This window comes from Delftia sp. S65, from assembly GCF_016516495.1.
GTDB lineage: Bacteria > Pseudomonadota > Gammaproteobacteria > Burkholderiales > Burkholderiaceae_C > Comamonas > Comamonas acidovorans.
The window spans coordinates 24,311-50,266 of record NZ_JACVUR010000014.1; the positions used below are offsets into that span (position 1 = coordinate 24,311).

Sequence of the window (25,956 nt, forward strand, 5' to 3'; positions counted from 1 at the left end):
CCGCCGGTCGCCGAATGACCGGGGCTGCAGAGAAAACACTGGAGATAACGCATGTTCAAGAAGATCCTGATCGCCAACCGCGGTGAAATCGCCTGCCGCGTCGCGGCTTCCGCCCGCCGCATGGGCGTGCGCACCGTGGCCGTGTACTCGGACGCCGATGCCCGCGCCAAGCATGTGCAGGCCTGCGACGAGGCCGTGCACATCGGCGGCAGCGCCCCCAAGGACAGCTATCTGCGCTGGGAACGCATCCTGGAGGCCGCCAAGGCCACGGGCGCCCAGGCCATCCACCCCGGCTACGGCTTTCTCAGCGAGAACGAGGAATTCGCCCAGGCCTGCGCCGATGCCGGCCTGGTCTTCATCGGCCCGCCGCCCTCGGCCATCCGCGCCATGGGCCTGAAGGCGGCCTCCAAGCAGCTCATGGAAAAGGCCGGCGTGCCCCTGGTGCCCGGCTACCACGGGGCCGACCAGGACCCGCAGCTGCTGCAGCGCGAGGCCGACCGCATCGGCTACCCGGTGCTGATCAAGGCCAGCGCCGGCGGCGGCGGCAAGGGCATGCGCCTGGTCGAGCGCAGCGAGGACTTTGCCGCCGCCCTGGCCAGCTGCCAGCGCGAGGCCATCAACAGCTTCGGCGACGATGCCGTGCTGGTCGAGAAATACGTGCTGCGCCCGCGCCACATCGAAATCCAGGTCTTTGGCGACACCCAGGGCAACTGCGTCTACCTGTTCGAGCGCGACTGCTCGGTGCAGCGCCGCCACCAGAAGGTGCTGGAGGAGTCCCCCGCGCCCGGCATGACGCCTGCGCTGCGCCAGAAGATGGGCGAGGCCGCCGTGGCCGCCGCCCAGGCCGTGAACTACGTGGGCGCGGGCACGGTGGAATTCATCGTCGAGCAGCCCGGCGGCTACGACCAGCCCGAGGCCATGAAGTTCTACTTCATGGAAATGAACACCCGCCTGCAGGTCGAGCACCCGGTGACCGAGGCCATCACGGGCGAGGACCTGGTGGACTGGCAGCTGCGCGTGGCCAGCGGCCTGCCCCTGCCCAAGCGGCAGGACGAGCTGCGCATCACCGGCCACGCCATCGAGGCGCGCATCTGCGCAGAAAACCCCGACAACGGCTTCCTGCCCGCCACCGGCACCCTGCACGTCTACCGCAAGCCCGACTGCGCCAGCTTCCATGTCGGCGACGTGCGCGTGGACGATGGCGTGCGCGAGGGCGATGCCATCAGCCCCTTCTACGACTCCATGATCGCCAAGCTCATCGTGCATGGCGACACGCGCGAACAGGCGCTGGCGCGGCTCGATGCCGCCCTGGCCGAGACACGCATCGTGGGCCTGGCCACCAATGTGCAGTTCCTGCGCCTGGTCATCGCCAGCGATGCCTTTGCAACCGCCAAGCTGGACACGGCGCTGATCGAGCGCGAGAAGCAGCATCTGTTCCACCAGCAGCGCCTGCCGCAGGCCCAGGCCGTGGCCGCCGCCGTGGCCCAGGTGCTGCAGGCCGAGCGCGCCCAGGAAACCGCCGACCCCTTCAGCCGCCGCGACGGCTGGCGCTCGCACGGCGTGGCCGAGCGGCGCTGGGACTTCCGCCAGGGCGAGGCCGCCGTGCCCGCGCGCCTGCGCTACCTGCATGACGGCGCGCTGCAACTGGCCGTGGGCGAGGGCGAGTCCCTCGCCGAGGGCCTGCTGTCCTGGCAACAGGCCGGGGACGGCGCCTTCGACGTGCAGTTCGCGGGCCAGCGCCTGCGCGCCCAGGTCCATGTGCTGGGCGAGCAATGCCATGTGTTCGCCCCCCAGGGCGCGGCCGTGCTGGGCCTTGCCGATCCGCTGGCCCATGCGGGCGAGGTGCAGTCCGAAGGCGGCCGCCTGACGGCGCCCATGCCGGGAAAGGTGGTCTCCTTTGCCGTCAAGGCCGGCGACAAGGTCAGCAAGGGCCAGCCGCTGGCCGTGATGGAGGCCATGAAGATGGAGCACACCATCGCCGCGCCCGGCGACGGCGTGGTGGCCGAGCTGCTGTATGCGCCCGGCGACCAGGTGACCGAAGGCTCCGAGCTGCTGCGCCTGGAAAGCTGAGCCCGCAGGCAAGACAGTTTTGCGCAAAAGTCGCGCGTGGGCGTCGCCAGGCCGTTAGGCTTGTCCCCCTATGCGAGTGACTTTCTGCTGCGAAGACACCAGGCCCGACGCCTGGCTGCAAGGACTGCGCGCGGCCCTGCCGGGCGCCGAGGTGGACATCTGGTCGCCGGGCGCGCCGCAGGCCGACTACGCCCTGGTCTGGGCGCCACCCCAGCGCTTCATCGACGAGCAGCCCGGCCTCAAGGCCGTGTTCAACATCGGCGCCGGCGTCGATGCGCTGCTGCCGCTGCGCCTGCCACCCGACCTTCCCGTCTACCGCCTGGAGGACGCCGGCATGGCCGTGCAGATGGCCGAATATGTCAGCCAGGCCGTGATCCGCTTCTTCCGGGGCCTGGACGGCTACGAGGCCGACATGGCCGCCGGCCTGTGGCAGCACCGGCCCAATCCTCGGCGCGTGGACTACCCCGTGGGCGTCATGGGGCTGGGCCGCATGGGCGAGCGCGTGGCGCGCGCGCTGACGGTGTTCGATTTCCCCGTCAACGGCTGGAGCCGTACGCCGCATGCCATCGACGGCGTGCGGGGCTTCTGCGGCCCGCAGGACTTCGACGCCTTTCTGCGCGCCACCCGCATCCTCGTCAACCTGCTGCCGCTGACACCCGAGACGGACAGCATCATCGACGCGCGCAGCCTGGCCCTGCTGCAGCCGGGCGCCTATGTCATCAACGTGGGACGCGGCGGCCATGTGGCGGACGAGGACCTCATCGCCGCCATCGACGGGGGCCATGTGTCCGGCGCGTTGCTCGACGTGTTCCGCACCGAGCCGCTGCCCGACGGCCATGCTTTCTGGCGGCATCCGCGCATCACGCTCACGCCCCACACCTCGGCCCGCACCCTGGCGCGCGACAGCGTGGAGCAGATCGTGGGCAAGGTCGCGGCGCTGAGCCGGGGCGAGGCCGTGAGCGGCCGCGTGGACCTGCGGCGCGGCTACTGACCGGCGCGCTCAGTCCAGCGTCACGCCGGTGCTGCGCACCAGGGCACCCAGGCGCTGGGAGTCGCTATTGATCAAGGCGCCGAATTCGGCCGCCGTGCCGCCCACGGCCGGCGTGCCGATGGCCTCCCAGCGCGTGCGAAAGGCCGGGTCCTTGAAGATGGCGTTGACCGTGGCATTGAGTTTGTCGATGGCGGCGGGCGGCGTGCCTGCGCGCACGGCAATGCCATGCCAGCCCGTGATCTGGTAGCCGGGCACGCCGGCCTGGGCCATGGTGGGCACGTCGGGCAGCACCTTGCTGCGCTCGGCCGAGGTGACGGCCAGCGGGATCAGGCGCCCGCCCTGGATGTGCTGCAGCGAGCTGCCCACGATGTCGAACATCACGCCCACCTGGCCGCCGATCAGGTCGTTGAGTGCCGGTCCCGCACCCCGGTAGGGGACATGGCCCAGCTTGACCTGCTCCATGGAGTTGAACAGCTCGCCCGCCAGGTGCTGGGGCGTGCCGTTGCCGGCCGAGGCAAAGCTCAGCGTCTTGCCCGTTTTGGCCAGGGCCAGCAGCTCGGCCACGGTCTTGACGCCCAGCGAGGGATGGACCTCCAGCACCAGCGGGAAGGCCGACAGCTGCACCACGGGCTCCAGGTCCTTGAGCGGGTTGAAGGGCATGCTCTTGTACAGCGAGGAATTCACGGCCATGGGGCCGCTGGCGGCCAGCAGCAGGGTGTGGCCGTCGGGCGGTGCCTGGCGGGCCACCTCGGCGCTGCCCAGGTTGCCGCCCGCGCCGCTCTTGTTCTCCACGATGACGGTCACGCCCAGGCGCTGCTGCAGCTCGGGCTGCAGCATGCGTGCCATCAGGTCGGTGGGGCCGCCGGGCGGGTAGGGCACGACGAAGCGGATGGTCTTGCTGGGGAACGCCGGCGACGGGGTCTGGGCCGAGGCCTGGCCCGCCAGGCCCAGGGCCATGAAGGCCAGGGGAAGCGCCGTGAATGCGGTGGCTGCCTTGATTTTGGCGATGGCGTCACGCCGCGTGCCGTGGGTGGGCTGTTGCATGGTTGTGTCTCCTGCCTGTGGTTGGAATGGAAGGCCCGTCTTGTGCGGGCTCATGGGCTTATCGGCTTATCGGCCTGTAAGGCGCCTGGTGCTCAGCCCGGTGTGAAGCGCCGGCGTATGTCGTCGGCCGTGGCCAGGGGGCGGCCCAGCGCCTGGGCGGACACCACGGCCTGGCGGACCAGGGCGGCGTTGTCGGGCGCGGTATGGCCGTCCTTGGCCAGCAGGTTGTTCTCGAAGCCCACGCGCGCATGGCCGCCAAGCGCGGCGGCTGCCGCGATGCAGGTGTTTTCCGTGGCGCCGAAGGCGCACACGGCCCAGGGCTCGCCGCCGTCATGCGCCGCAAGAAAGGACAGCAGGTCCTGGGGCCGCGAGGTCTGGCCCGCGCTGTAGCGGCCCAGCACGAAGAGCAGGAACCAGGGCGCCTCGGGCACCACGCCCTGGGCGCGCAGCGCCTGCCAGCGGCGCAGGTCGGCCACGTCGTAGAGGATGACCTGCACCATGACCTGGTCGCGCACCAGGCCCGTGAAAAAGTGCGCCAGTCCTGCATCGCCGATCTCGGGCTGGTCGATCTCGCGCAGGCCGATGGAGACGGCCTCGGGCCGCAGCGCCTGCACCATGGCGATCTGCTCGGGCGCGCGGTAGACGCCGGCGGCCTCGCTGGTGATCTGCACCACCATGTCCGTGCCCACGGTCTCGCGCACCACGCGCCAGGCTTCGCGGTAGCCGTCCACATCCAGGCTGTGGCGCCCCTGGGCGTCGCGGATGTGCATGTGGATCATGGCCGCGCCGGCATCCAGGCAGGCGCGTGCCGTGGCGGCCAGCGCCTGAGGTGTGACCGGCAGGGCTTGGTGGTCGGCCGGCTGCTTGTAGGCGCCATTGGGGGCCACGGTGATGATCAGCGGGTCGCTCCACTGCGACGTGGTTGACGTGGGCGATGTGGGCGACGCGGTTGACGTGGGGACCGGCGTGCTCATGGCGTGTCCTGTGCCTGCTCCGGCACCGGCAGCTCGCTGGCCAGCAGGGCCAGGCCCTGGCGCAGCAGCGCGTCGTAGCGGGCACGCTCGGCCAGGCGGCGGTCCTCGGGCCAGTCGAAGAAGCCCTTGCCGGTCTTCATGCCCAGATCGCCACGCGCCACGCGATCGCGCAGGGCCTGGGCCGGCACATCGGTGTTGGACAGCGTGGGGTACATGGTGGCGGCGGCCGCGCAGTGCACCTCGATGCCCGCATGGTCGCGCTGCAGCACGGGGCCGGCTGCCAGGAAGCGAAAGCCGAAGCCGAAGCGCACGGCGGCATCCACATCCTCGGGCGAGGCAATGCCCTCGTCGATGAGGGCGAAGGCCTCGCGCGACAGCGCATGCTGCATGCGGTTGGCCAGAAAGCCGGGCTTGTCCTTCTTCACCAGCACCGGCACGCTGCCGCAGCCGCGCATGAAGCCGTGCAGCCACTGGCCCAGGGCCGGGTCGCTGCGTTCTCCCAGCACCACTTCCACCAGTGGCACCAAATGGGCGGGCATGAAGAAGTGCAGGCCCAGCATGCGCTGCGCCGTGGGCAGGCCGCTGGCGATGGCGCTGATGGGAAAGCCCGAGCTGTTGCTGGCCAGCACGGCGTCGGCCGGCGCATGCGCCTCAAGTTCGGCGAACAGCGCCTGCTTGGCATCCAGCCGCTCGGTGATGCATTCCACCACCAGGGCCACGCCATCCCAGGCCACATCCTCCAGCGCCGCGCAGACCGAGACCTGGGACGCGCACCGGGCAAAGCCGGCCGTGGCCAGCTCGATGGCAATGTGCTGCAGCAGCAGCTCGCGCCGTGCCGCGCCGGGGTCGACCACGGTCACCAGGGCGCCGCCCCGGGCCAGGACCACGGCCACATCGGCACCCATGGTGCCTCCCCCGACGACCACCGTGCGCGCGTTGCGCGGCGAACTGCTGTGCATGCTGTCTCCTGCTGATTTCATGGATTTGAGGCGCAGTCTAGGCAGCCGTCATTGAACGGTAAAGACGCATTTTTCGATAAACTGATCGGCCATGAAGATCAATTGGTCGGCCCGCGAGGTCGATGTCTTTCTGGCGCTGGCCGATTCGCTGAGCTTTCGGCGCACGGCGCTGCAGATGCACCTGTCGCAGTCGGCCGTCTCGGGCACGCTGGCGCGGCTGGAAGAGATGCTGGGCGCGCGCCTGTTCGAGCGCACCACGCGAGCCGTGGAACTGACACAGGCCGGCGAGGTCTTCGCCGAGCAGGCGCGCATCCTGCGCCACCAGATGGACGAGACCGTGCGCCGCGTGCAGGAGGTGGCCCAGGTGCAGGTGGGCCGGCTGGCGCTGGCGGCCCTGCCTTCGCTGGCCGCGGGCCTGCTGCCCCGCGTGCTGGCGCGCTTCGCGGCCGAGCATCCGGGCGTGCACCTGGAGCTGTTCGACAGCCTGGCCGGGCCGGCCTTCGACATGGTGCGCGCGGGCCGCGTGGACTTTGCGCTCACGGCGGCCAACCCCGCCTATGCCGACCTGGACTACCTGCCCCTGGCCTCCGACCGCTTCGTGCTGCTGCTGGGCCGCGGCCATGCGCTGGCGCGCGGGCGCGGCGATCTGGGCTGGGCCGACGTGGCCCATCTGCCTCACATCTCCATGCCGGCCGGCACCAGCGTGCGGCAGTACGCCGACGAGGCCCTGCTGACCCACGGCATACGCTTTGCGCCCCAGTACGCCGTGGAGCACCTGGCCACCATCGCGGCCATGGTGGCCGCCGATCTGGGCGTGAGCGCGCTGCCGCTGCTGGCCGCGCAGGTGGTGCAGCGGCTGGAGGTGGTGGCGCGCCCGCTGGCACGGCCGGTGCTGCGCCGCCCCATCGGCCTGGTGCGCCTGAGCGGCCGCCGCCTGTCGCCGGCTGCCGCGCGCATGGTGGAGATGCTGCGCGAGGAAATGGCGGCCCTGCCGGGCTGAAGGGGGCGCTGGCAGCCGTTGTGCATGGCCCGGCAGGATATGGGGTGGTGCCCGGACCTGCAAGCCTGGACAATAGGGGCCGTACCCGTCATCCCGGTGAGAACACCCCATGAGCATTCCTTCCCGCGTCAAACTCGTCGATGTAGGCCCCCGCGACGGCCTGCAGAATGAAAAACAGCCCGTGCCCGCCGCCGTCAAGATCGAGCTGGTGCACCGCCTGCAGGAAGCCGGCCTCAAGGAAATCGAGGTCACCAGCTACGTCAGCCCCAAATGGGTGCCGCAGATGGCCGACAACGCCGAAGTCATGGCCGGCATCGTCCGCCGCCCCGGCGTGCGCTACAGCGTGCTCACGCCCAACATGAAGGGTCTGGAGGCCGCGCTGTCGGCGCCGCGCGAACTGTGGCCCGACGAGATCGTGGTCTTCGGCGCAGCCAGCGAGGCCTTCAGCCAGAAGAACATCAACTGCTCCATTGCCGAAAGCATCGAGCGCTTCGCTCCCGTGGCCGAGGCCGCCCGCGCCCAGGGCATCTACGTGCGCGGCGCCATGAGCTGCACCGTGGGCTGCCCCTACGAAGGCGAGATCGCCCCCGAGCGCGTGGCCTACCTGGCCGGCCTCATGAAGGGCATCGGCGTGCAGCATGTGGGCGTGGCCGACACCATCGGCGTGGGCACGCCCGTCAAGGTGCGCAAGGCCATCGAGGCCACGCTGCAGCACTTCGCCATCGACGATGTGTCGGGCCACTTCCACGACACCTACGGCCAGGCCGTGTCCAACACGCTGGCCGCGCTGTCGCTGGGCGTGTGGCAGTTCGACACCTCGGTGGCGGGCCTGGGCGGCTGCCCCTACGCCAAGGGCGCCACGGGCAATGTGGCCACGGAGGACGTGGTCTACATGCTGCAGGGCATGGGCATCGAGACCGGCATCGACCTGGACAAGCTGATTGACGCCGGCCAGTTCATCAGCGACCACCTGGGCCGCCCCACGCAATCGCGCGTGGCCAAGGCACTGCTCACCAAGCGCGCCAGCGCGGCTGCATGCGAGGCGGTGTGAGCATGTGCGGATCTGAACTCCACCATCTTCCCGAAGGCGTGCAGCGCGTGGCGGCCTTCCTGCAGCAGGCCGGCCACGGCGATGGCCCGCGCATGCTGGACGGCGCCGCGCGCACGGCCCAGGAAGCGGCCGACCAGCTGGGGATCCTCGTGGGCCAGGTGGCCAAGAGCATCATCTTCCGCCGCCGCAGCGACGGCGTGGCCGTGCTGGTCGTGGCCTCGGGCGACCGCCGCGTGGATGAGAAGAAAGTCGCCGCCCTGGTCGGCCCCGTGGGCCGTGCCGACGCCGATTTCGTCAAGGCGCAGACGGGCTTTTCCATCGGCGGCGTCAGCCCCGTGGCCCATGCCAACACGCCCGTGACCCTGGTGGACCGGGAGCTGCAGCGTTTCGACACGGTCTGGGCTGCCGCCGGCCATCCGCATGCGGTGTTCGCGGCCACGCCGGCCGCGCTGCAACTGCTGGCCGGCGCGCCCTGGGCCGACGTGGTGCAGGAGGTGGCGGCATGATGGGCCCCAAGGAAATGCTGGCCCAGAAGGCCCGCGCCGCATACGCTCCGCGTGCCGAAGAGGAGCCCGTGCTCTCGCCCTGCATCTCGGTCTGCCGCATGACGCCCGACCGCAGCCATTGCGAAGGGTGCTTTCGCACCATCGACGAGATCCGCGCCTGGTCCAAGTCCGATGCGCCGCAGCGCCTGGCGATCTGGAACGCGCTGCTGGAGCGCGCAGGCATCGCGGCCACCGCACCCTAGATCCCCATCACGACGCACCCGCCATGAAGCAGATCACCTTCCATCTCGACTTCATCTCGCCCTATGCCTGGCTGGCGTTCGCGCAACTGCCGCAGGCGCTGCAGGGCATCAGCCACCACATGCAGTACCGCCCCGTGCTGCTGGGCGCGCTGCTGCAGCGCCACGCCAACCCGGGACCGGCCGGCATCGCGGGCAAGCGCGAATGGACCTACCGCCATGTGAGCTGGCTGGGCCATGCCACGGGCGTGGGGCTGGACATGCCGGCCCGCCATCCGTTCAACCCGCTGCCGCTGCTGCGCCTGGCGCTGGAGTGCAGCGATGACGGCAGCATCAACCGCTTTGTGGCGGACGCCGTGCTGCGCCATGTCTGGCTGGGCGGCGCCGACGCGCTGGACCCCGCGCGGCTCGATGCACTGCGCGCCACGCTGGCGCCGCAGCTGCGCACGGATGCGGCGGACAACGCCAAGCGCCTGCTGCGCGAGAACACCGACGCCGCAGCCGCGCAAGGCCTGTTCGGCGTGCCGGCCTGGGAGGTCGATGGCCGCCTCTTCTGGGGCCTGGACAGCCTGCCCATGCTGCGCGCCTACCTGGAAGGCGACAGCTGGTTCGACAGCGGCTGGGACGCGGCTGCAAGCGTGGAGCAAGGCCTGAAGGTTTGAATGGCGGGGCTGGAACAACGGCCCCGCCCCATGCCCAACGCCTTCAACTTCGCCGCCTCTCCCTTCGACTGCCTCACGCCCGACGAGCAGGCGCTGGTGCGCGATGGCGTGGACATCGCCTACTTTCCCGAGGGCGCCGTGGTGCTGGACGCCGGCTCGGTGCCCACCCACCTCTTCGTCATCATCAAGGGCCATGTGGTGCAGACCGAGGGCGACGAGGTGCTGGCCAGCTACGGTCCTGACGACAGCTTCGACGGCCGCGCCCTGGTGGCCGGCCGCACGGGCAGCCGCTTCACCGTGGCCGAGGAGCTCATCGCCTACCAGCTTGCGCGCGAAACCGTGGGCGAGCTGATCGCGCGCAACACGGCCTTTGGCGCACTGCTGTTCTCCGACCTGGGTCACAAGCTGGGCACATTGGCCCAGCGCGCCGACCGGCACGAATTGCAGTCGCTGACGCTGGCGCGCGTGGACCAGGCCTATCTGCGTGCCGCCCATGTGGTGGATGCGGCCACCGACATCGTCTCCGTGGTGCGCCTGTTCCATGCAGAGCGCACAACCTGCGTGCTGGTCTCGGGACTGCCGCAGGGCGGCCTGGGCATCTTCACGGGCACCACGCTGCAGCGCGCCATCCTTGACGGCCGCCCGCTGGACCGGCTGGCCGTGGGCGAATTCGCCAGCCAGCCCGTGTTCACCGTGCGCGCCGACGACCAGCTGGGCGATGCCCTGGTCGTGCTGCTGCGTGCACGCGTGCACCGGCTGGCCGTGCTGGATGCACAGGGCCAGGTGCTGGGCATCCTGGAGGCGCTGGACCTGTTCAGCTTCCTGGCCAACCACTCCCACCTGATCACCGTGCAGATCGAGCAGGCCGCCGACCTGCAGGCGCTGGAGCAGGCCGCCGCCCAGATCACGCGCCTGGTGGCCGCCCTGCACCGGGGCGGCACGCGGGTGGCCCTGATGGCGCGGCTGGTGCAGCAGCTCAATGCGCGCCTGTTCGAGCGTGCCTGGCAGATGCTGGCGCCGCCGGACCTGGTGGCACACAGCTGCCTCTTCGTCATGGGCAGCGAGGGGCGCGGCGAGCAATTGCTCAAGACCGACCAGGACAACGGCCTGCTGCTGCGCGACGGCTATGCGCCGCCCCAGGACCTCGATGCCATCTGCGCGCGCTTTTCCGCGCAGCTGCAGCGCTTCGGCTACCCCGAATGCCCGGGCGGCATCATGCTCAGCAATCCGCAATGGCGCGGCACGGTGGCCAGCTTCGGCAGGCAGGTGCGCGAATGGCTGATCCTGCCCGGCCCCGAGGGCCTCATGCACCTGGCGATCTTCCTGGACGCCCATGCCGTGGCGGGCGATGCCGCGCTGCTGGCCACGGTGCGGCGCGACCTGATGGCGCTGTCCCTGGACAGCGATGCCCAGGTGGCGCGCTTCGCCTCGGCCGTCGATGCCTTCGCGCACGAGCCGGGCAGCTGGTGGGAGCGGCTGCTGGGGCGCGGCGGCGAGGGCGCGCCCGTGCACCTCAAGAAGGCCGGCATCTTCCCCATCGTGCATGGCGTGCGCAGCTTGGCGCTGTCCCAGCGCATCGCCGCCACCGGCACGGCCGAGCGCATCGCGGCCCTGGTGGACAAGGGCGTGCTCGACGGCGCCCAGGGCCAGGAGCTGCTCCAGGGCCTGCATTTCCTCATGGGCCTGCGCCTGCAGGCGGGGCTGGCCGAGATCGACCTGGGCCGCCCCGTCACCGGCCATGTGGACCCGGCGCGCCTGAGCAGCCTGGAGCGCGACCTGCTCAAGGACACGCTGGCCGTGGTGCGGCGCTTCCGCGAACTGCTGCGCCTGCGCCTGCGGCTGGACGCCGTATGAGCGCGGCGCCCTTGCAGCGCTGGGTGGCGGGCCTGCGGCGCAACTGGCAGCGGCGCAGGCTGGCGGACCCGGCCTATGCCTTTCTCTTCGACGCGCCGCCGCCCGGCGAATGGGTGGCGCTGGACTGCGAGACCACGGGCCTGGATGTGCGCTGCGACCAGATCATCTCCATCGGCGCCGTGCGCATCGTGGGCGAGCGCATCCTGTCCAGCGAACGCCTGGAACTGCTGGTGCGCCCCTCGCGCAGCGTGCCTGGCGACAGCGTGCGCATCCACCGCCTGCGCGAGCGGGACCTGGCCCGGGGCCTGGCCATCGAGGACGCGCTGGCGCAGCTGCTGCGCTTCATCGGCAGCCGCCCGCTGGTCGGCTACTACCTGGAATTCGACGTGGCCATGATCGAGCGCGTGCTGCGCCCCTGGCTGGGCACGGGCCTGCCCAACGAGCGCATCGAGGTCTCGGCCCTGTACTACGACCACCGCTTCCGGCAACTGCTGCCCTGGCAGCAGCAGGCGCCCGAGATCGACCTGCGCTTTGCCACGCTGATGGCCGACCTGGGCCTGCCGCAGCGCGAGGCCCACGACGCGCTCAACGACGCCGTGATGGCGGCGCTGGCCTTCATCAAGCTGCGCAGGCTGGCCGGCGCGACGTAGGGCGCCCGGAAAGGCGTTCGCTCAACCGGCGGAGACCGCAGGGTTCAGGCTGTACAGGCCGGTGATGCTGGCCTTGCCCAGCACCTGCCCGGCTTGCAGCGCCGCGCGCACATTGGCGCCGGTCAGCTCGCCGGAGACCGCCAGCGTGGGCGTGGCCAGCGCATAGACGGTGAAGACATAGTGGTGGACGATGCTGTCGTTCCACGGAGGGCAGGGGCCGTCGTAGCCGAAGTATTCGCCCTTCATCTGCTCGTCGCCCGCGAACCAGCCCGTGTAGTCGTTGATGCCGTGGCGCAGGCCGCCGGGGGCGGCCGGGCCGCTCTTGCCGCGCGGCGTGACGCCGTCGGACTGGGCGCCTGCCGCGATCTCGGTGGTGGCGGCCGGAATGTCCAGCAGCAGCCAGTGGAAGAAGTCCACGCGCGGCAGGCTGGCGGGCACTTCGCGGCCTTCCTGGTTCACATCGTCGCCGCGGCTGGGCACGTCGGGGTCATGGCAGACCACGACGAAGGACTGCGTGCCCGCAGGCGCGCCGCTCCAGGCCAGGTGCGGGTTGCGGTTGGACGACAGCGCCACGTGCGAGGCCGCATCGGGCACCGCGAACGCGAATTCGCCGGGAATCGCCTGGCCGTCCTGGAAGCTTTGGCTGATGAGTTGCATGTCGGATCTGTCCTGTGCGTTGAAGAGGGAATCGGTGCTGCACAGGCGAAGCTGCGCAGACCCCGCAAGTCTAGAGGCCTGGACGGCGCCGGCCATCGCAGATCCGATCAGGCGCCTTCTCCAGCCGATCAATCTGAGGGCGGCTGCTGCCGGGCCAACGAAAAAGCCGGGCGCTGGGCCCGGCTTTTCATGGTGGGTGCCTGAGGGGCTCGATGGCTCAGTGGCCCGAAGCTCCCGAGGCGCCAAGGCCTGTTTCCGAGCGCACCTGCTGCGCGGGGAAGATGGCGCGTTCCTTGGCGGCCTGGGCGCTCTTGTCGAGCACCGAGAACAGCCACACGCCCACGAAGCCGATGGTCATGGAGAACAGCGCGGGCGAGGCGTAGGGGAACCAGGCCGAGCCTGCGGGGTTGCCCAGCGTGGCCTCCCACACCGGGGGCGAGACCACGGTCAGGCCCACGGAGGAGATCAGCCCCATGAAGCCGCCGATCACCGCGCCCTTGGTGGTGCAGTCCTTCCACAGCACCGACAGCAGCAGCGGGGGGAAGTTGGCCGAGGCCGCGACCGCGAAGGCCAGCGACACCATGAAGGCGATGTTCTGCTTCTCGAACACGATGCCCAGCAGTACGGCGATGGCGCCCAGCGTCAGCGTGGTGATGCGCGAGACGCGCAGCTCGGCGGCGCTGTCGGCCTTGCCCTTCTTGATCACGGTGGCGTACAGGTCATGCGACACGGCCGAGGCGCCCGACAGCGTCAGGCCCGCGACAACGGCCAGGATGGTGGCGAAGGCCACGGCCGAGATGAAGCCGTAGAACACGTCGCCGCCCACGCTCTTGGCCACCAGCACGGCCGCCATGTTGGCCGTGCCCGCGCCGCCGTGGATCACGCCCTTGACCGTATCGGCCATCTCGGGGTTGGTCAGCACCAGGGTGATGGCGCCGAAGCCGATGATGAAGATCAGCACGTAGAAGTAGCCGATCCAGGTCGTGGCCCAGAACACGCTCTTGCGTGCTTCCTTGGCGTCTGGCACGGTGAAGAAGCGCATCAGGATGTGGGGCAGGCCCAGCGTGCCGAACATCAGCGCCATGCCGAAGCTGATGGCCGAGATCGGGTCCTTGATGAAGCCGCCCGGGCCCATGATGGCCAGGCCCGCCTTGGCGGCGGCCGAGGGGTCGGCGCCGTTGTTGGCAGCGATCTCGGAGCGCACGCGCACGCCTTCGGCGAACAGCGCCTCGGGGCTGAAGCCGTACTTGGCCAGCACCATGAAGCCCATGAAGGTCACGCCGGCCAGCAGCATGCAGGCCTTGATGATCTGCACCCAGGTCGTGGCCGTCATGCCGCCGAACAGCACATAGATCATCATCAGGCCGCCCACCAGCACCACGGCGATCCAGTAGTCCAGGCCGAACAGCAGCTTGATCAGCTGGCCCGCGCCCACCATCTGCGCGATCAGGTAGAAGGCCACCACCACCAGCGTGCCGCTGGCCGCGAAGGCGCGGAACGGCGTCTGGGAGAAGCGGTAGCCGGCCACGTCGGCGAAGGTGAACTTGCCCAGGTTGCGCAGGCGCTCGGCCAGCAGGAAGGTCAGGATGGGCCAGCCCACCAGGAAGCCGATGGAGTAGATCAGGCCGTCATAGCCGCTGGCCATGACCGAGGCTGAGATGCCCAGGAAGGAGGCGGCCGACATGTAGTCGCCCGCAATCGCCAGGCCGTTCTGAAAGCCCGTGATGCCGCCACCGGCCGTGTAGAAATCGGCGGCCGACTTGGTGCGGCCCGCAGCCCACTTGGTGATCCACAGCGTGGCCACGACGAAGGCCGTGAAGAGAATGATGGCGGTCCAGTTGGTGGCCTGCTTGGCGGCCACGCCGACATCTCCGCCGGCGGCCAGCACGGGCCCTGTCAGGGCCAGCGCCACGGCGGGCGCCAGCAGCATGCGTTGTGCGGAATTCTTCATTTCGTGGCGTCCTTCAGGATGTCCTGGGTGAGCTTGTCGTACTCGCCATTGGCGCGGCGCACGTAGAGGCCGGTGATGATCACCGAGAAGACGATCACGCCCATGGCGATCGGGATGCCCAGCGAGGTCACGCCCGCGCCAATGGGCTGGGCCAGAAATGATTTGTCGAAGGCAATCAGCGCGATATAGCCGTAATAAACGACCAGCATCAGCAGCGTCAGAAAAAGGCCCAGGCGATTGCGTCTGGATCGCAACTCCTGGTATTTGGGATGGCGCTGTATTTTGTCTACCACCGGATCGGTCATGGTTTGTCTCCTGAAGTTGGAATCGCGGCGGCAGCCCCATGGATCTGCAGCCTTGCGGCGCATTCTGGAAAGCGCTTCTGACCGAGTGCTTACGCAGTGCAGCATGGTTTGGCAGGGTTTTTACGGTGCTTTTCACATGGAAAAAGACGGCATCAGGGTTGCTGCTGAGTTAGTAAGAAATCGTTCAGTTCGCCGTCAATTTCTGTAAGAGGTGAGTCAGATTCGCGTCAGCAGGCAGGCGGATAGTGAATTGGCGGGCCAATGTCAAACCCGCTGCAAATTCAATAAATCAAGGAGACAGACATGGCTATCAACGCATCGCAAGGCGCGGGGGTCAAGGCGACCCCGCGGCCCATGACTCCGGAAGAACGCAAGGTGATCTTTGCCTCGTCGCTAGGCACGGTTTTCGAGTGGTACGACTTCTATCTCTACGGATCGCTGGCGGCCATCATCGCCAAGCAATTCTTCAGCGGGCTCGATGCGGGATCGGCCTTCATCTTCGCGCTGCTGGCCTTCGCGGCCGGCTTCATCGTGCGGCCCTTCGGCGCACTGGTGTTCGGGCGGCTGGGCGACATGATCGGGCGCAAGTACACCTTCCTCGTGACCATCCTGATCATGGGCCTGTCGACCTTCATCGTCGGCATCCTGCCCACCTACGCCAGCATCGGCGTGGCGGCGCCGGTGATCCTCATCGGCCTGCGCATGCTGCAGGGCCTGGCCCTGGGCGGCGAGTACGGCGGTGCGGCCACCTATGTGGCCGAGCATGCGCCGCACGGCAAGCGCGGCGCCTACACCTCATGGATCCAGACCACGGCAACGCTGGGCCTGTTCCTGTCGCTGCTGGTGATCCTGGGCGTGCGCACCTCCATCGGCGAGCAGGCCTTTGCGGACTGGGGCTGGCGCATCCCCTTCCTGCTGTCCATCGTGCTGCTGGGCATCTCGGTGTGGATCCGCATGACGCTGTCCGAGTCGCCGGCCTTCCAGAAGATGAAGGCCGAGGGCAAGGTCTCCAAGTCCCCGCTGACCGAGTCCTTCGGCCAATGGCGCAACCTCAAGATCGTGATCCTGGCGCTGATCGGCCTGACCGCCGGCCAGGCCGTGGTCTGGTATACGGGGCAGTTCTATGCGCTGTTCTTCCTGACGCAGCAGCTCAAGGTCGATGCGGTGACGGCCAATCTGCTGATCGCGGCGGCGCTGATCATCGGCACGCCGTTCTTCGTGATCTTCGGTTCGCTGTCCGACAAGATAGGCCGCAAGCCCATCATCATGCTGGGCTGCGTGCTGGCCGTGGTGACCTACTTCCCCGTGTTCAAGGCGCTGACCGAAGCGGCCAACCCCGACCTGGCTGCGGCACAGGCCAAGAACAAGGTGGTCATCGTCGCCGATCCCAAGGAATGCTCGTTCCAGTTCAATCCCACGGGCACCTCCAAGTTCACCAGCTCCTGCGACGTGGCCAAGCAGTTGCTGGCCGCAGGCTCGGTCAGCTATGACTCCGAGGACGCAGCGCCCGGCAAGACGGCCTTCATCCGCATCGGCAGCACCGAGATCCCCTCGTTCTCCATCAAGGGCCTGAGCCCCGAGGAAGCCAAGGCCAAGGACGCCGAGTTCAAGAAGACCGTGGCCAAGGTGCTGGCCGAGGACGGCTACCCCACCAAGGCCGACCCCGCGAAGATGAACAAGGTCATGATGGTCGCCATCCTGACCTACCTGGTCATCCTCGTGACCATGGTCTACGGGCCCATCGCCGCCATGCTGGTGGAGCTGTTCCCCACGCGCATCCGCTATACCTCCATGAGCCTGCCGTATCACATCGGCAATGGGTGGTTCGGCGGCCTGCTGCCCACCATGTCGTTCGCCATCGTGGCCCAGACCGGCAATATGTACAGCGGCCTCTGGTATCCCATCGTCATCGCGGGCGCCACGGCCATCATCGGCACGCTGTTCCTGCGCGAGACCAAGGATGTGGATATCTACGCGAATGATTGAGGGCTCCCCCTGAGGCGCTGACGCGCCTTCCCCCTCTCTCGCTTCGCGGGAGGGGGACGACGCCCTCGCCGCGAGGCGGCTCTTGCTCGGCGTCTCTGAGTTGGGCCGCGCCGGTTGTATGCGGTGTGCGCAGTATCCGACTGTGTTTTGTGGCGCTGCATTGACGAAAGCCCATGGCGGTTTGCCGTGGGCTTTTTCTTTGGGTGCTTCTAATGGGGGTGCTTCTAATGGTTTTCCATGTCATGCCTGTGGCAGCAAAGCATCAGATGGCGCATTTTCAGAGGCGGGCATACATTTTTTGACATGCCCGCACCTAGAATCCGCAGCAGCCGCAAATGGCACTGATCTAGAGCCGGAGTCGGCCCTGAGATTTCAAGAATACCCACTCAACAATCCCAAGGAGATGCCGAGATGATCAAGATGAACCGCGTTGCCCTGGCCGTGCTGGCCGTGCTGGGTTCCACCACCGTGATGGCGCAAAGCAGCGTCACGATCTATGGCCGTATCAACACCACGATCGAGCGCCAGAAGATCGGTGACGAAAGCGTCAGCAAGATGGAGAACAACTCCTCGCGTTGGGGCATGCGCGGTGTCGAAGATCTGGGCGGCGGCCTGAAGGCCGGCTTCGTGCTGGAAAGCGGCTTCGCTTCCGACACCGGCATGGGCTCCTCCTCCACCGGCGCGCTGACCTTCGGCCGCCAGAGCGAAGTGAACCTGTCGGGCAACTTCGGTATGCTGCGCCTGGGCAACTTCTTCCCCGGCTCGTACTTCGCCACGGCCGACTACGTGAGCATGCACAACCATGACACGGGTTCGTCCTCCGACGCGCTGTACTTCGATCCCGTCTGGTTCGCCAGCGGCCTGGGCACCGCCAACAAGATCTCCTACACCACGCCCAACTTCGGCGGCCTGACGGTGGAAGGCTCGGTCTCCATGCACGAGAAGGCCACCGCCCTGGCCAAGAAGAAGAACGGCTACGACCTGGCCGCCAACTACAACGTGGGCCCCCTGGCCCTGGGCGCCGGCTACAGCCAGTTCGACGAAGACAAGCAGCTGGCCTTCCGCGCTGCCTACACTCTCGGCCAGTTCGTGCTGGGCGGCTACTACCAGCGCAACGACGAAGAAATCCGCGGCACGCGCAACAACTTCCGTCTGTCGGGCATGTACACCCTGGGCGCTTCCGAGTTCCACGTGAACCTGGGCCACGCCAACAAGTGGAGCAACATTGCCGACTCCGGCGCCAACCAGTGGACCCTGGGCTACAACTACAACCTGAGCAAGCGCACCAAGGTCTACGGCTACTACACCAAGGTGGACAACAAGGCCGGCGCCAACTACATGACCGGCGTGAAGGGCGCGGACTTCTCGTCCTTCGCCGTCGGCGTGCGCCACGCATTCTGATCGCCGCGCGGCGTAAGCCGCGAGCAAAGCAGGTCTGTTCCAATCAGCACCTGCCTGCCATCAGGCCTCGTACCGAAAGGTGCGGGGCCTTTTTGTCTGGGCTCGTCTTTTCAAAGCCTGATCAAGGAAAAAACCATGAGGATCATCGCGGCCGGTTGCCTGGCCTTTGTCGTCGTCTCGCTGCTGGCCGTCACCCAGGTGAAGGGTGTGCCGGGTGAGCAGGCCATGCCTGCCTCCGTGCAGATGGCCAAGTAAGCCCTCGGCAAGAGGCACGAGCCCCGGACTGGTTCCGGGGTTTTTTTATGGTCGCGCGGATGCGTCGAGGCGGTGTCTTTTTGTTTAACCTGTATGAAAATACAGGTATTGAGAAGCGTCTGATGCCTGACGCATGGACTGCCTAGAATGTTTGGCTCCCACTGACCACAGAACACCCATGACGCACGGTCTGATTCGAATTCGCGGCGCACGCCAGCACAATCTCCAGAACCTGGATCTCGACATCCGTACCGGCGAGCTGACCGTGGTCACGGGGCCCAGCGGCTCGGGCAAGTCCAGCCTGGTGTTCGATACCCTGTATGCCGAAGGCCAGCGCCGCTATGTCGAGACCTTCTCGGCCTATGCGCGCCAGTTCCTGGACCGCATGGACAAGCCGGCCGTGGACCGTGTGGAGGGGGTGCCGCCGGCCATCGCCATCGACCAGACCAATCCCGTCCGCAACTCGCGCTCCACCGTGGGCACGATGACCGAGCTCAACGATCACCTGAAGCTGCTGTTCGCGCGTGCGGCCCAGCTGTTCGACCGCGACACCGCCGTGCCCGTGCGCCACGACACGCCCGACAGCGTGCTGGAGGAGCTGGCCGAGCGTTGCCGGCAGGCCGGTGATCCGCGCATCGCCATCACCTTCCCCGTCGAGCTGCCCGCCAACACCACGGCCGCCGAGGTGGAGCAATGGCTGTCGGCCAGCGGCTTCACCAAGGTCCAGGCCGAGCGCGAGGCGGAGAAGGCGGGCGCCGTGGAGCCCGCTGCAGACGCCAAGGGCAAGAAGGCCAAGGCGGCGGCGCCGCTCAAGGTCAAGATGCTGGACGTGGTGGCCGACCGCTTCCGCCTGGGCAATGTGGAGCGTGCGCGTGTCTACGAGGCCATCGAGGTCGCACTCAAGCGCGGCAGCGGCCACATGACGGTCTATGTGCTGCCTGAATCCGCCGTGGAAGCCGCAGGTGCCCAGCCCACCGAGCCCCAGCTGTGGAAGTTCTCGCTGGGCCTGCATTGCCCCGAAAGCGGCCTGAGCTACCAGGAGCCGATTCCCTCGCTGTTCTCCTTCAACTCCGCCGTGGGTGCCTGCGAGGCCTGCCGTGGCTTTGGCCGCGTGATCGGCGTGGACTGGGGGCTGGTCATTCCCAACGACAAGCTCACCCTGCGCACGGGCGCCATCAAGCCCGTGCAGACGCCGGCCTGGAAGGAGATCCAGGACGACCTGATGCGCCACGCCGAGGCCGAAGGCATCCCGCGCGACACGGCCTGGGCCAAGCTCACCGACGCGCAAAAGAGCTGGGTGCTGGACGGCTCGCCCAACTGGAACGGCAAGTGGACCCAGACCTGGTACGGCATCAAGCGCTTCTTCGAATACCTGGAGAGCAAGGCCTACAAGATGCACATCCGGGTGCTGCTGTCCAAGTACCGCAGCTATACCGAATGCCCCACCTGCGGCGGCGCGCGCCTGAAGACCGAAAGCCTGCTGTGGCGCCTGGGCGGCAAGCAGGCCGCCGATGCCGTGCTGCCGCCCGGCGACGAAGGCCGCTACCGCCGCTTCATGCCAAAGGGCGTGGCCTGGAGCCGCGAGCAGCTGGACGCGCTGCCGGGCCTTTGCCTGCACGACCTGATGCAGCTGCCCCTGGTGCGGCTGCGCGACTTCTTCCAGCAGCTGGCGCCGGCAGTCGATGCCCCATTGCATGACGGCGAGGCCCAGGCGCTCAAGATGCTGCACGCCGAAATCATGGCGCGCGTGCAGTACCTGTGCGACGTGGGCATCGGCTACCTCACGCTGGACCGCCAGAGCCGCACGCTGTCGGGCGGCGAGGTGCAGCGCATCAACCTGACCACGGCCCTGGGCACCTCGCTGGTCAACACCCTGTTCGTGCTCGACGAGCCGAGCATCGGCCTGCACCCGCGCGACATGGAACGCATCACCGAGGCCATGCAGCGCCTGCGCGATGCGGGCAACACCCTGGTCGTGGTCGAGCATGACCCGGCCGTGATGTTCGCGGCCGACCGCATGATCGACATGGGCCCCGGCCCCGGCGCGCGCGGCGGCCAGATCGTGTTCGACGGCACGCCCGAGGACCTGCGCCATGCCGACACGCTGACCGGCGCCTACCTGGGCGGCCGCAAGCAGGTGGGCTTCGGCCTCAAGCGCATGGTGACCGAGTCCACGCCACGCCTCATCCTCGAAGGCGCGCGCGAGCACAACCTGCGCAGCATCGACGTGGACTTTCCGCTGCAGCGACTGGTCACCATCACCGGCGTCAGCGGCTCGGGCAAGTCCACGCTGATCCAGGACGTGCTGGTGCCCGCGCTGATGCGCCACTTCGGCAAGCCCACGGATGCGGCCGGCGCCTTCGAGCGCCTGCTGGGCGCCGACCACCTGAGCGACGTGATGTTCGTGGACCAGTCGCCCATCGGCAAGACGGCTCGCTCCAACCCGGCCAGCTACGTGGGCGCCTGGGACTCCATCCGCGAGCTGTTCGCCATTGCGCCGCTGTCGCGCCAGCGCGGCTACACGGCCGCCAAGTTCAGCTTCAACAGCGGCGACGGCCGCTGCCCCACCTGCGGCGGCTCGGGCTTCGAGCATGTGGAGATGCAGTTCCTCTCCGATGTCTACCTGCGCTGCCCCGACTGCAACGGGACGCGCTACCGCCCCGAGATCCTGGAAGTCACGATCGAGCGCCACGCGGCCGGCGAGCTGCAGCCGCGCAAGCTCAACGTGGCCGATGTGCTGGAACTCACCGTGGCCGAAGCGGCCCTGCTGTTCGCGCAGGACCGCGAGGTCATCCGCGCCCTGCAGCCCATCGTCGATGTGGGCCTTGAATACGTGAAGCTGGGCCAGCCCGTGCCCACGCTGTCGGGCGGCGAGGCCCAGCGCCTCAAGCTCGCGGGCTTCCTGGCCGAGGCCGCCAAGTCCCAGGCCAAGTCGAAGCAGGCGCTGGCCAAGAAGGGCACATTGTTCCTGTTCGACGAGCCCACCACGGGCCTGCACTTCGACGACATCGCCAAGCTCATGCGCGCGCTGCGCAAGCTGCTGGAGGCCGGGCACTCGCTGATCGTCATCGAGCACAACCTCGACGTGATCCGCGCCAGCGACTGGCTGATCGACCTCGGCCCCGAAGGCGGCGACGGCGGCGGCGCCATCGTGGCCCAGGGCACGCCCGAGGAAGTGCGCCAGATTCCCGGCTCGCACACGGCCCAGGCGCTGCGCGAGTACGACCTGGCCATGGGCGTGGGCGGCGAGGCGGTGCGCGAGGTCGCCCCCATGCTCTACAACAGCCAGCGCAAGGCGCATGCCATGTCGGGCGCCGCGGCCAGGAATGCCATCGAGATCGTCAACGCCAAGGAGCACAACCTCAAGCAGCTGTCGGTGGAGATCCCGCGCGGCAAGTTCAACGTGGTGACGGGTGTCTCGGGCTCGGGCAAGTCCACGCTGGCCTTCGACATCCTGTTCAACGAAGGGCAGCGCCGCTACCTGGAGTCGCTCAACGCCTATGCGCGCTCCATCGTCCAGCCTGCGGGCCGGCCCGAGGTGGACGCGGTCTACGGCATTCCGCCCACCGTGGCCATCGAGCAGCGCCTGTCGCGCGGCGGGCGCAAGTCCACCGTGGGCACGACCACCGAGGTATGGCACTTCCTGCGCCTGCTCTACGTCAAGCTGGGCACGCAGCACTGCATCCACGACGGCGCCGCCGTGCAGCCGCAGACGGCGGAAAGCATCGCGGCCCAATTGCTCACGCAGTTCAGGGGCCAGACCATCGGCCTGCTGGCGCCGCTGGTGGTCAACCGCAAGGGCGTCTACACCGAGCTGGCCGACTGGGCACGGCCGCGCGGCTACACCCATCTGCGCGTGGACGGCGAATTCCTGCCCACCACGGGATTCCCGCGCATCGACCGCTTCAAGGAGCACACCATCGAACTGCCCGTGGCCAGCGTCACCGTCACGGCGGCCAACGAGCGCGAACTGCGCGGCCACCTGGCGCAGGCGCTGGAAACAGGCAAGGGCGTGCTGCATGTGCTGTCCGGCCTGGACAACCTGGCCGATGCCATGGCCGGCGGCCGGAGCACGGCCGGCATCGGCAGCCTGCAGGTGTTCTCCACCCAGCGCGCCTGCCCGGTCTGCGCCACCAGCTATGCCGAGCTGGACCCGCGCCTGTTTTCCTACAACAGCAAGCACGGCTGGTGCCCCGACTGCGTGGGCACGGGCGTCAAGCTCACCAAGGACCAGCGCAAGGTCTATGACGACACCCTGCTGGTCGAGGACAACCGGGGCCGGGAGGTCAAGTTCGAAGGCCAGGAAATCGAAGACCTGGCCGAAGTGACCTGCCCCACCTGCCAGGGCACACGCCTGAACGCCACGGCGCGCGCCGTGCGCTTCCATGGCGTGGGCATTGCCGAGATCGCCCAGCTGTCGGTCAACGACGTGCGCAAATGGGTGCAGGCGCTGGCGATGTCGGGCCGCGAGGCCGATATTGCCCGCGACCTCATCCCCGAGATCCAGAGCCGCCTCGAATTCCTCGAGGAGGTGGGCCTGGGCTACCTGACGCTGGACCGTGGCGCGCCCACGCTGTCGGGCGGCGAGGCCCAGCGCATCCGCCTGGCCGCGCAGCTGGGCAGCAACCTGCAGGGCGTGTGCTATGTGCTGGACGAACCCACCATCGGCCTGCATGCACGCGACAACCAGATCCTGCTCAACGCCCTGCACAAGCTGGGCGACAAGGGCAACACCCTGGTCGTGGTCGAGCATGACGAAGACACCATCCGCCGCGCCGACCACATCATCGACATCGGTCCCAGCGCCGGCATACGCGGCGGCCGCCTGGTGGCCCAGGGCACGGCGGCCGACATCATGGCGGCCGAGGACTCCATCACGGGCCGCTACCTGCTGCACGCCATGCGCCACCCGTTCCAGCCGCGCCGCTGGGTGGGCGAAGGCCAGCCGCCGCAGGCGGCCGCCGAGCTTGCAGCAGTGGCCGAACCGGTGCCGGAACCCGCGCCTGTCAAGGTATCCAAATCCAAAAAGAAGGCCGCGCCTGTCGTTGTCGACGCCGAACCCGCCTCCGACGCACTGGGCTGGCTGACCGTGCGCGGCGCCCATTTGCACAACCTGCAGAACGTGGATGCGCGCGTGCCGCTCAAGCGCCTGGTGGCCGTCACCGGCGTCAGCGGCTCGGGCAAGTCCACGCTGGCGCGCGACGTGATGCTGGCCAATGTGGCCGCCTGGGTGGGCCAGCGCGCCACCAAGGCCGGGCGCGATGCCATGGACGCGGGCAAGGCGCCGCCGCTGTCCGGCTGCAAGGGCCTGCAGGGCTTCGAGGGCATTGACCGCGTGCTGGAAGTGGACCAGACCCCCATCGGCAAGACGCCGCGCAGCTGCCCGGCCACCTACATCGGCTTCTGGGACACTATCCGCAAGCTCTATGCCGAAACGCTGGAGGCCAAGGCCCGCGGCTACGCGGCCGGCCGCTTCTCGTTCAACACCGGCGAAGGCCGCTGCCCGGCCTGCGAGGGTCAGGGCATGCGCACCATCGAGATGAGCTTCCTGCCCGACGTCAAGGTGCCCTGCGAGGTCTGCCATGGCGCGCGCTTCAACCCCGAGACCCTGGCCGTATCCTGGCGCGGCAAGAGCATTGGCGACGTGCTGCAGATGGAGGTGGACGAGGCCGTCGAGTTCTTCGCCAGCATGCCCAGCATCGCCCACCCGCTGCAGTTGCTGAAGGACGTGGGCCTGGGCTATCTCACGCTGGGCCAGCCCTCGCCCACGCTGTCGGGCGGCGAGGCCCAGCGCATCAAGCTCGTCACCGAGCTGACCAAGGTGCGCGACGACGTGACCCGGCGCGGCAACAAGGCGCCCCACACGCTCTATGTGCTGGACGAACCCACGGTGGGCCTGCACATGGCCGACGTGGACAAGCTCATTCGCGTGCTGCACCGCCTGGTGGATGCGGGCCACAGCGTGGTCGTCATCGAGCATGACCTGGACGTGATCGCCGAGGCCGACTGGATCATCGACCTCGGCCCCGAAGGCGGAAAGGACGGCGGCCGCATCATTGCGGCCGGCACGCCCGAGGATCTGGTGGCTGCGGGCACGCACACGGGCAAGGCGCTCAAGCCCGTGCTGGCCCGTTGAGCCTCAGGCGCAGGCCACGCCTGCGCTGCGTGCGGAGCCTGCGGACAGGCGGCTGCTCCAGAAGACCAGCACCAGGCCCACGGCCGTCAGCGCGGCGGCGGCCCAGCCCAGGTTGACCAGGCCCAGGCCACCGGCCAGGGCCAGGCCGCCGACCCAGGCACCCAGGGCATTGCCCAGGTTGAAGGCCGCAATGTTCAGGCTGGAGACCAGGTTGGCGCCCTGGGGGCCGGCCTGGTCCAGCACGCGCATCTGCATGGGAGCCACCGTGGCGAAGGCCACGACGCCCAGCACGATCACATAGGTCATGGCAACGGCCTGGTTCCCGAAGGCCCAGCGGCCTGCCGCCAGCACCACCATCAGCGCCGCAATGCTCCACACCAGGGCGCGCATCACGCCCCGGTCGGCCAGCTTGCCGCCCAGCAGATTGCCTGCGGCCAGGCCCGCGCCGAACAGCAGCAGGGTCAGTGCCACCAGGCTGTCGCCCATGCGGGTCACCTGGGTCAGCAGCGGCTCCACATAGGTGTAGAGCGCAAACACGCCCGCAAAGCCGAAGGCCGTGATGCCCAGGCCCAGCCAGACCTGGCCGTTGGCCAGCACGGCAAGCTCCTGCGCCAGCGGCGTGACCTCGGGGCGGCCCTGGTCGCGCGGCACGAAGGCGGCCAGGATTGCAAAGGCCAGAACGCCGATCGCGGCCACGGCCAGGAAGGCGCTGCGCCAGCCGAACATCTGGCCGATCCAGGCGCCGGCAGGCACGCCCAGCAGGGTGGCCAGGGTCAGGCCCGAGAACATCAGCGCAATCGCCGACGCCTTCTTGTCCACCGGCACCAGGCCCGTGGCCACCACGGCGCCCACGCCGAAGAAGGTGCCGTGGGTCAGCGAGGTCAGCACGCGCGCCGACATCAGCCATTCATAGCTGGGCGCGAACGCGGCGGCCAGGTTGCCGGCGATGAAGATCAGCATCAGCGCCAGCAGCAGGCGCTTGCGCGGCCATTGGCGCGTCAGCAGCGTGAGCACGGGCGCGCCCACGGCCACGCCGATGGCGTAGCCCGAAATCAGCGAGCCCGCCGTGGGAATGCTGATGTGAAGATCCTGGCTGACCTGTGTCAGCAGGCCCATGATGATGAATTCCGTGGTGCCGATGCCAAAGGCACCGGCCGCCAGGGCGAGTAGGGAAAGAGGCATGGACGGATTCCTTGTGATCCTTGGTGTGATGTCCATTAATGTCGCACTGCAACATACCTTTGTGTAGATGGAATAATGGAAAC

19 protein-coding genes are annotated in these 25,956 nt (G+C 68.4%); 12 read left to right on the forward strand and 7 right to left on the reverse strand.

Annotation, left to right across the window (positions count from 1 at the left end; genetic code table 11):
* The first annotated feature begins 51 nt into the window (after nt 1–51).
* The gene (locus tag IAE24_RS14110) at nt 52–2,070 is read left to right on the forward strand and encodes an acetyl/propionyl/methylcrotonyl-CoA carboxylase subunit alpha (RefSeq protein ID WP_099751274.1); all 2,019 of its coding nucleotides are present in this window, start codon (nt 52–54) and stop codon (nt 2,068–2,070) included.
* A gap of 70 nt (nt 2,071–2,140) precedes the next feature.
* Nucleotides 2,141–3,061 (forward strand): 2-hydroxyacid dehydrogenase, encoded by a 921-nt coding sequence (locus IAE24_RS14115; protein ID WP_199960194.1) that lies wholly within the window; start codon nt 2,141–2,143, stop codon nt 3,059–3,061.
* A 9-nt stretch (nt 3,062–3,070) separates the two neighbouring features.
* On the opposite strand, the gene IAE24_RS14120 is transcribed toward IAE24_RS14115, so the two are convergent.
* From IAE24_RS14120 to IAE24_RS14130, 3 genes are all read right to left on the reverse strand, one after another.
* A complete protein-coding gene (locus tag IAE24_RS14120; RefSeq protein ID WP_199960195.1) occupies nt 3,071–4,105 on the reverse strand; it encodes a Bug family tripartite tricarboxylate transporter substrate binding protein in 1,035 nt (344 codons plus the stop codon).
* Nucleotides 4,106–4,197: 92 nt separating this feature from the next.
* On the reverse strand, nt 4,198–5,079 hold the full coding sequence (locus IAE24_RS14125; protein ID WP_199960196.1) for a 3-keto-5-aminohexanoate cleavage protein: 882 nt from the start codon (nt 5,077–5,079) through the stop codon (nt 4,198–4,200).
* The gene (locus IAE24_RS14130) at nt 5,076–6,038 is read right to left on the reverse strand and encodes a 3-hydroxyacyl-CoA dehydrogenase family protein (protein ID WP_034397384.1); all 963 of its coding nucleotides are present in this window, start codon (nt 6,036–6,038) and stop codon (nt 5,076–5,078) included. The genes IAE24_RS14125 and IAE24_RS14130 overlap by 4 nt, the downstream gene beginning before the upstream one ends.
* 91 nt (nt 6,039–6,129) lie before the next feature.
* Here IAE24_RS14130 and IAE24_RS14135 point away from each other — a divergent pair, with 91 nt between their 5' ends.
* The 7 genes from IAE24_RS14135 to IAE24_RS14165 all read left to right on the forward strand — a co-directional run bounded on the left by IAE24_RS14135 (nt 6,130) and on the right by IAE24_RS14165 (nt 12,000).
* Nucleotides 6,130–7,038, forward strand: coding sequence for a LysR family transcriptional regulator (locus IAE24_RS14135; RefSeq protein ID WP_088165659.1), 909 nt, complete (start codon nt 6,130–6,132; stop codon nt 7,036–7,038).
* Nucleotides 7,039–7,147: 109 nt separating this feature from the next.
* Nucleotides 7,148–8,089, forward strand: a complete 942-nt coding sequence (locus IAE24_RS14140; RefSeq protein ID WP_043820259.1) for a hydroxymethylglutaryl-CoA lyase — start codon at nt 7,148–7,150, stop codon at nt 8,087–8,089.
* Between the two features lie 2 nt (nt 8,090–8,091).
* Entirely contained in the window at nt 8,092–8,595 is a 504-nt protein-coding gene (locus IAE24_RS14145; protein ID WP_013800403.1) for a YbaK/EbsC family protein, read from the forward strand.
* Entirely contained in the window at nt 8,595–8,837 is a 243-nt protein-coding gene (locus IAE24_RS14150; RefSeq protein WP_049801477.1) for a DUF1289 domain-containing protein, read from the forward strand. Before IAE24_RS14145 ends, IAE24_RS14150 begins: the two co-directional genes overlap by 1 nt.
* A gap of 23 nt (nt 8,838–8,860) precedes the next feature.
* The gene (locus IAE24_RS14155) at nt 8,861–9,496 is read left to right on the forward strand and encodes a DsbA family protein (RefSeq protein WP_013800404.1); all 636 of its coding nucleotides are present in this window, start codon (nt 8,861–8,863) and stop codon (nt 9,494–9,496) included.
* A complete protein-coding gene (locus IAE24_RS14160; protein WP_199960197.1) occupies nt 9,497–11,350 on the forward strand; it encodes a DUF294 nucleotidyltransferase-like domain-containing protein in 1,854 nt (617 codons plus the stop codon).
* Nucleotides 11,347–12,000 (forward strand): 3'-5' exonuclease, encoded by a 654-nt coding sequence (locus IAE24_RS14165; RefSeq protein WP_123695513.1) that lies wholly within the window; start codon nt 11,347–11,349, stop codon nt 11,998–12,000. The genes IAE24_RS14160 and IAE24_RS14165 overlap by 4 nt, the downstream gene beginning before the upstream one ends.
* Before the next feature lie 21 nt (nt 12,001–12,021).
* Here the strand turns inward: IAE24_RS14165 and IAE24_RS14170 are convergent, their stop codons facing one another.
* From IAE24_RS14170 to IAE24_RS14180, 3 genes are all read right to left on the reverse strand, one after another.
* Nucleotides 12,022–12,657: a YbhB/YbcL family Raf kinase inhibitor-like protein gene (locus IAE24_RS14170; protein WP_199960198.1), complete on the reverse strand. Its 636-nt coding sequence runs from the start codon at nt 12,655–12,657 to the stop codon at nt 12,022–12,024.
* A gap of 217 nt (nt 12,658–12,874) precedes the next feature.
* Nucleotides 12,875–14,608, reverse strand: coding sequence for a cation acetate symporter (locus tag IAE24_RS14175; protein WP_012207754.1), 1,734 nt, complete (start codon nt 14,606–14,608; stop codon nt 12,875–12,877).
* The gene (locus tag IAE24_RS14180) at nt 14,605–14,913 is read right to left on the reverse strand and encodes a DUF485 domain-containing protein (protein ID WP_013800408.1); all 309 of its coding nucleotides are present in this window, start codon (nt 14,911–14,913) and stop codon (nt 14,605–14,607) included. The genes IAE24_RS14175 and IAE24_RS14180 overlap by 4 nt, the downstream gene beginning before the upstream one ends.
* A gap of 303 nt (nt 14,914–15,216) precedes the next feature.
* Here IAE24_RS14180 and IAE24_RS14185 point away from each other — a divergent pair, with 303 nt between their 5' ends.
* The 3 genes from IAE24_RS14185 to uvrA all read left to right on the forward strand — a co-directional run bounded on the left by IAE24_RS14185 (nt 15,217) and on the right by uvrA (nt 24,691).
* Nucleotides 15,217–16,899, forward strand: coding sequence for an MFS transporter (locus IAE24_RS14185; RefSeq protein ID WP_013800409.1), 1,683 nt, complete (start codon nt 15,217–15,219; stop codon nt 16,897–16,899).
* A gap of 411 nt (nt 16,900–17,310) precedes the next feature.
* Nucleotides 17,311–18,300, forward strand: coding sequence for a porin (locus tag IAE24_RS14190; RefSeq protein WP_016450048.1), 990 nt, complete (start codon nt 17,311–17,313; stop codon nt 18,298–18,300).
* 433 nt (nt 18,301–18,733) lie between these two features.
* Complete coding sequence (gene uvrA, locus IAE24_RS14195; RefSeq protein WP_199960199.1) at nt 18,734–24,691, forward strand: excinuclease ABC subunit UvrA; 5,958 nt, start codon at nt 18,734–18,736, stop codon at nt 24,689–24,691.
* Between the two features lie 3 nt (nt 24,692–24,694).
* Here the strand turns inward: uvrA and IAE24_RS14200 are convergent, their stop codons facing one another.
* Nucleotides 24,695–25,873, reverse strand: a complete 1,179-nt coding sequence (locus IAE24_RS14200; RefSeq protein WP_199960200.1) for an MFS transporter — start codon at nt 25,871–25,873, stop codon at nt 24,695–24,697.
* Between the last annotated feature and the right edge of the window lie 83 nt (nt 25,874–25,956).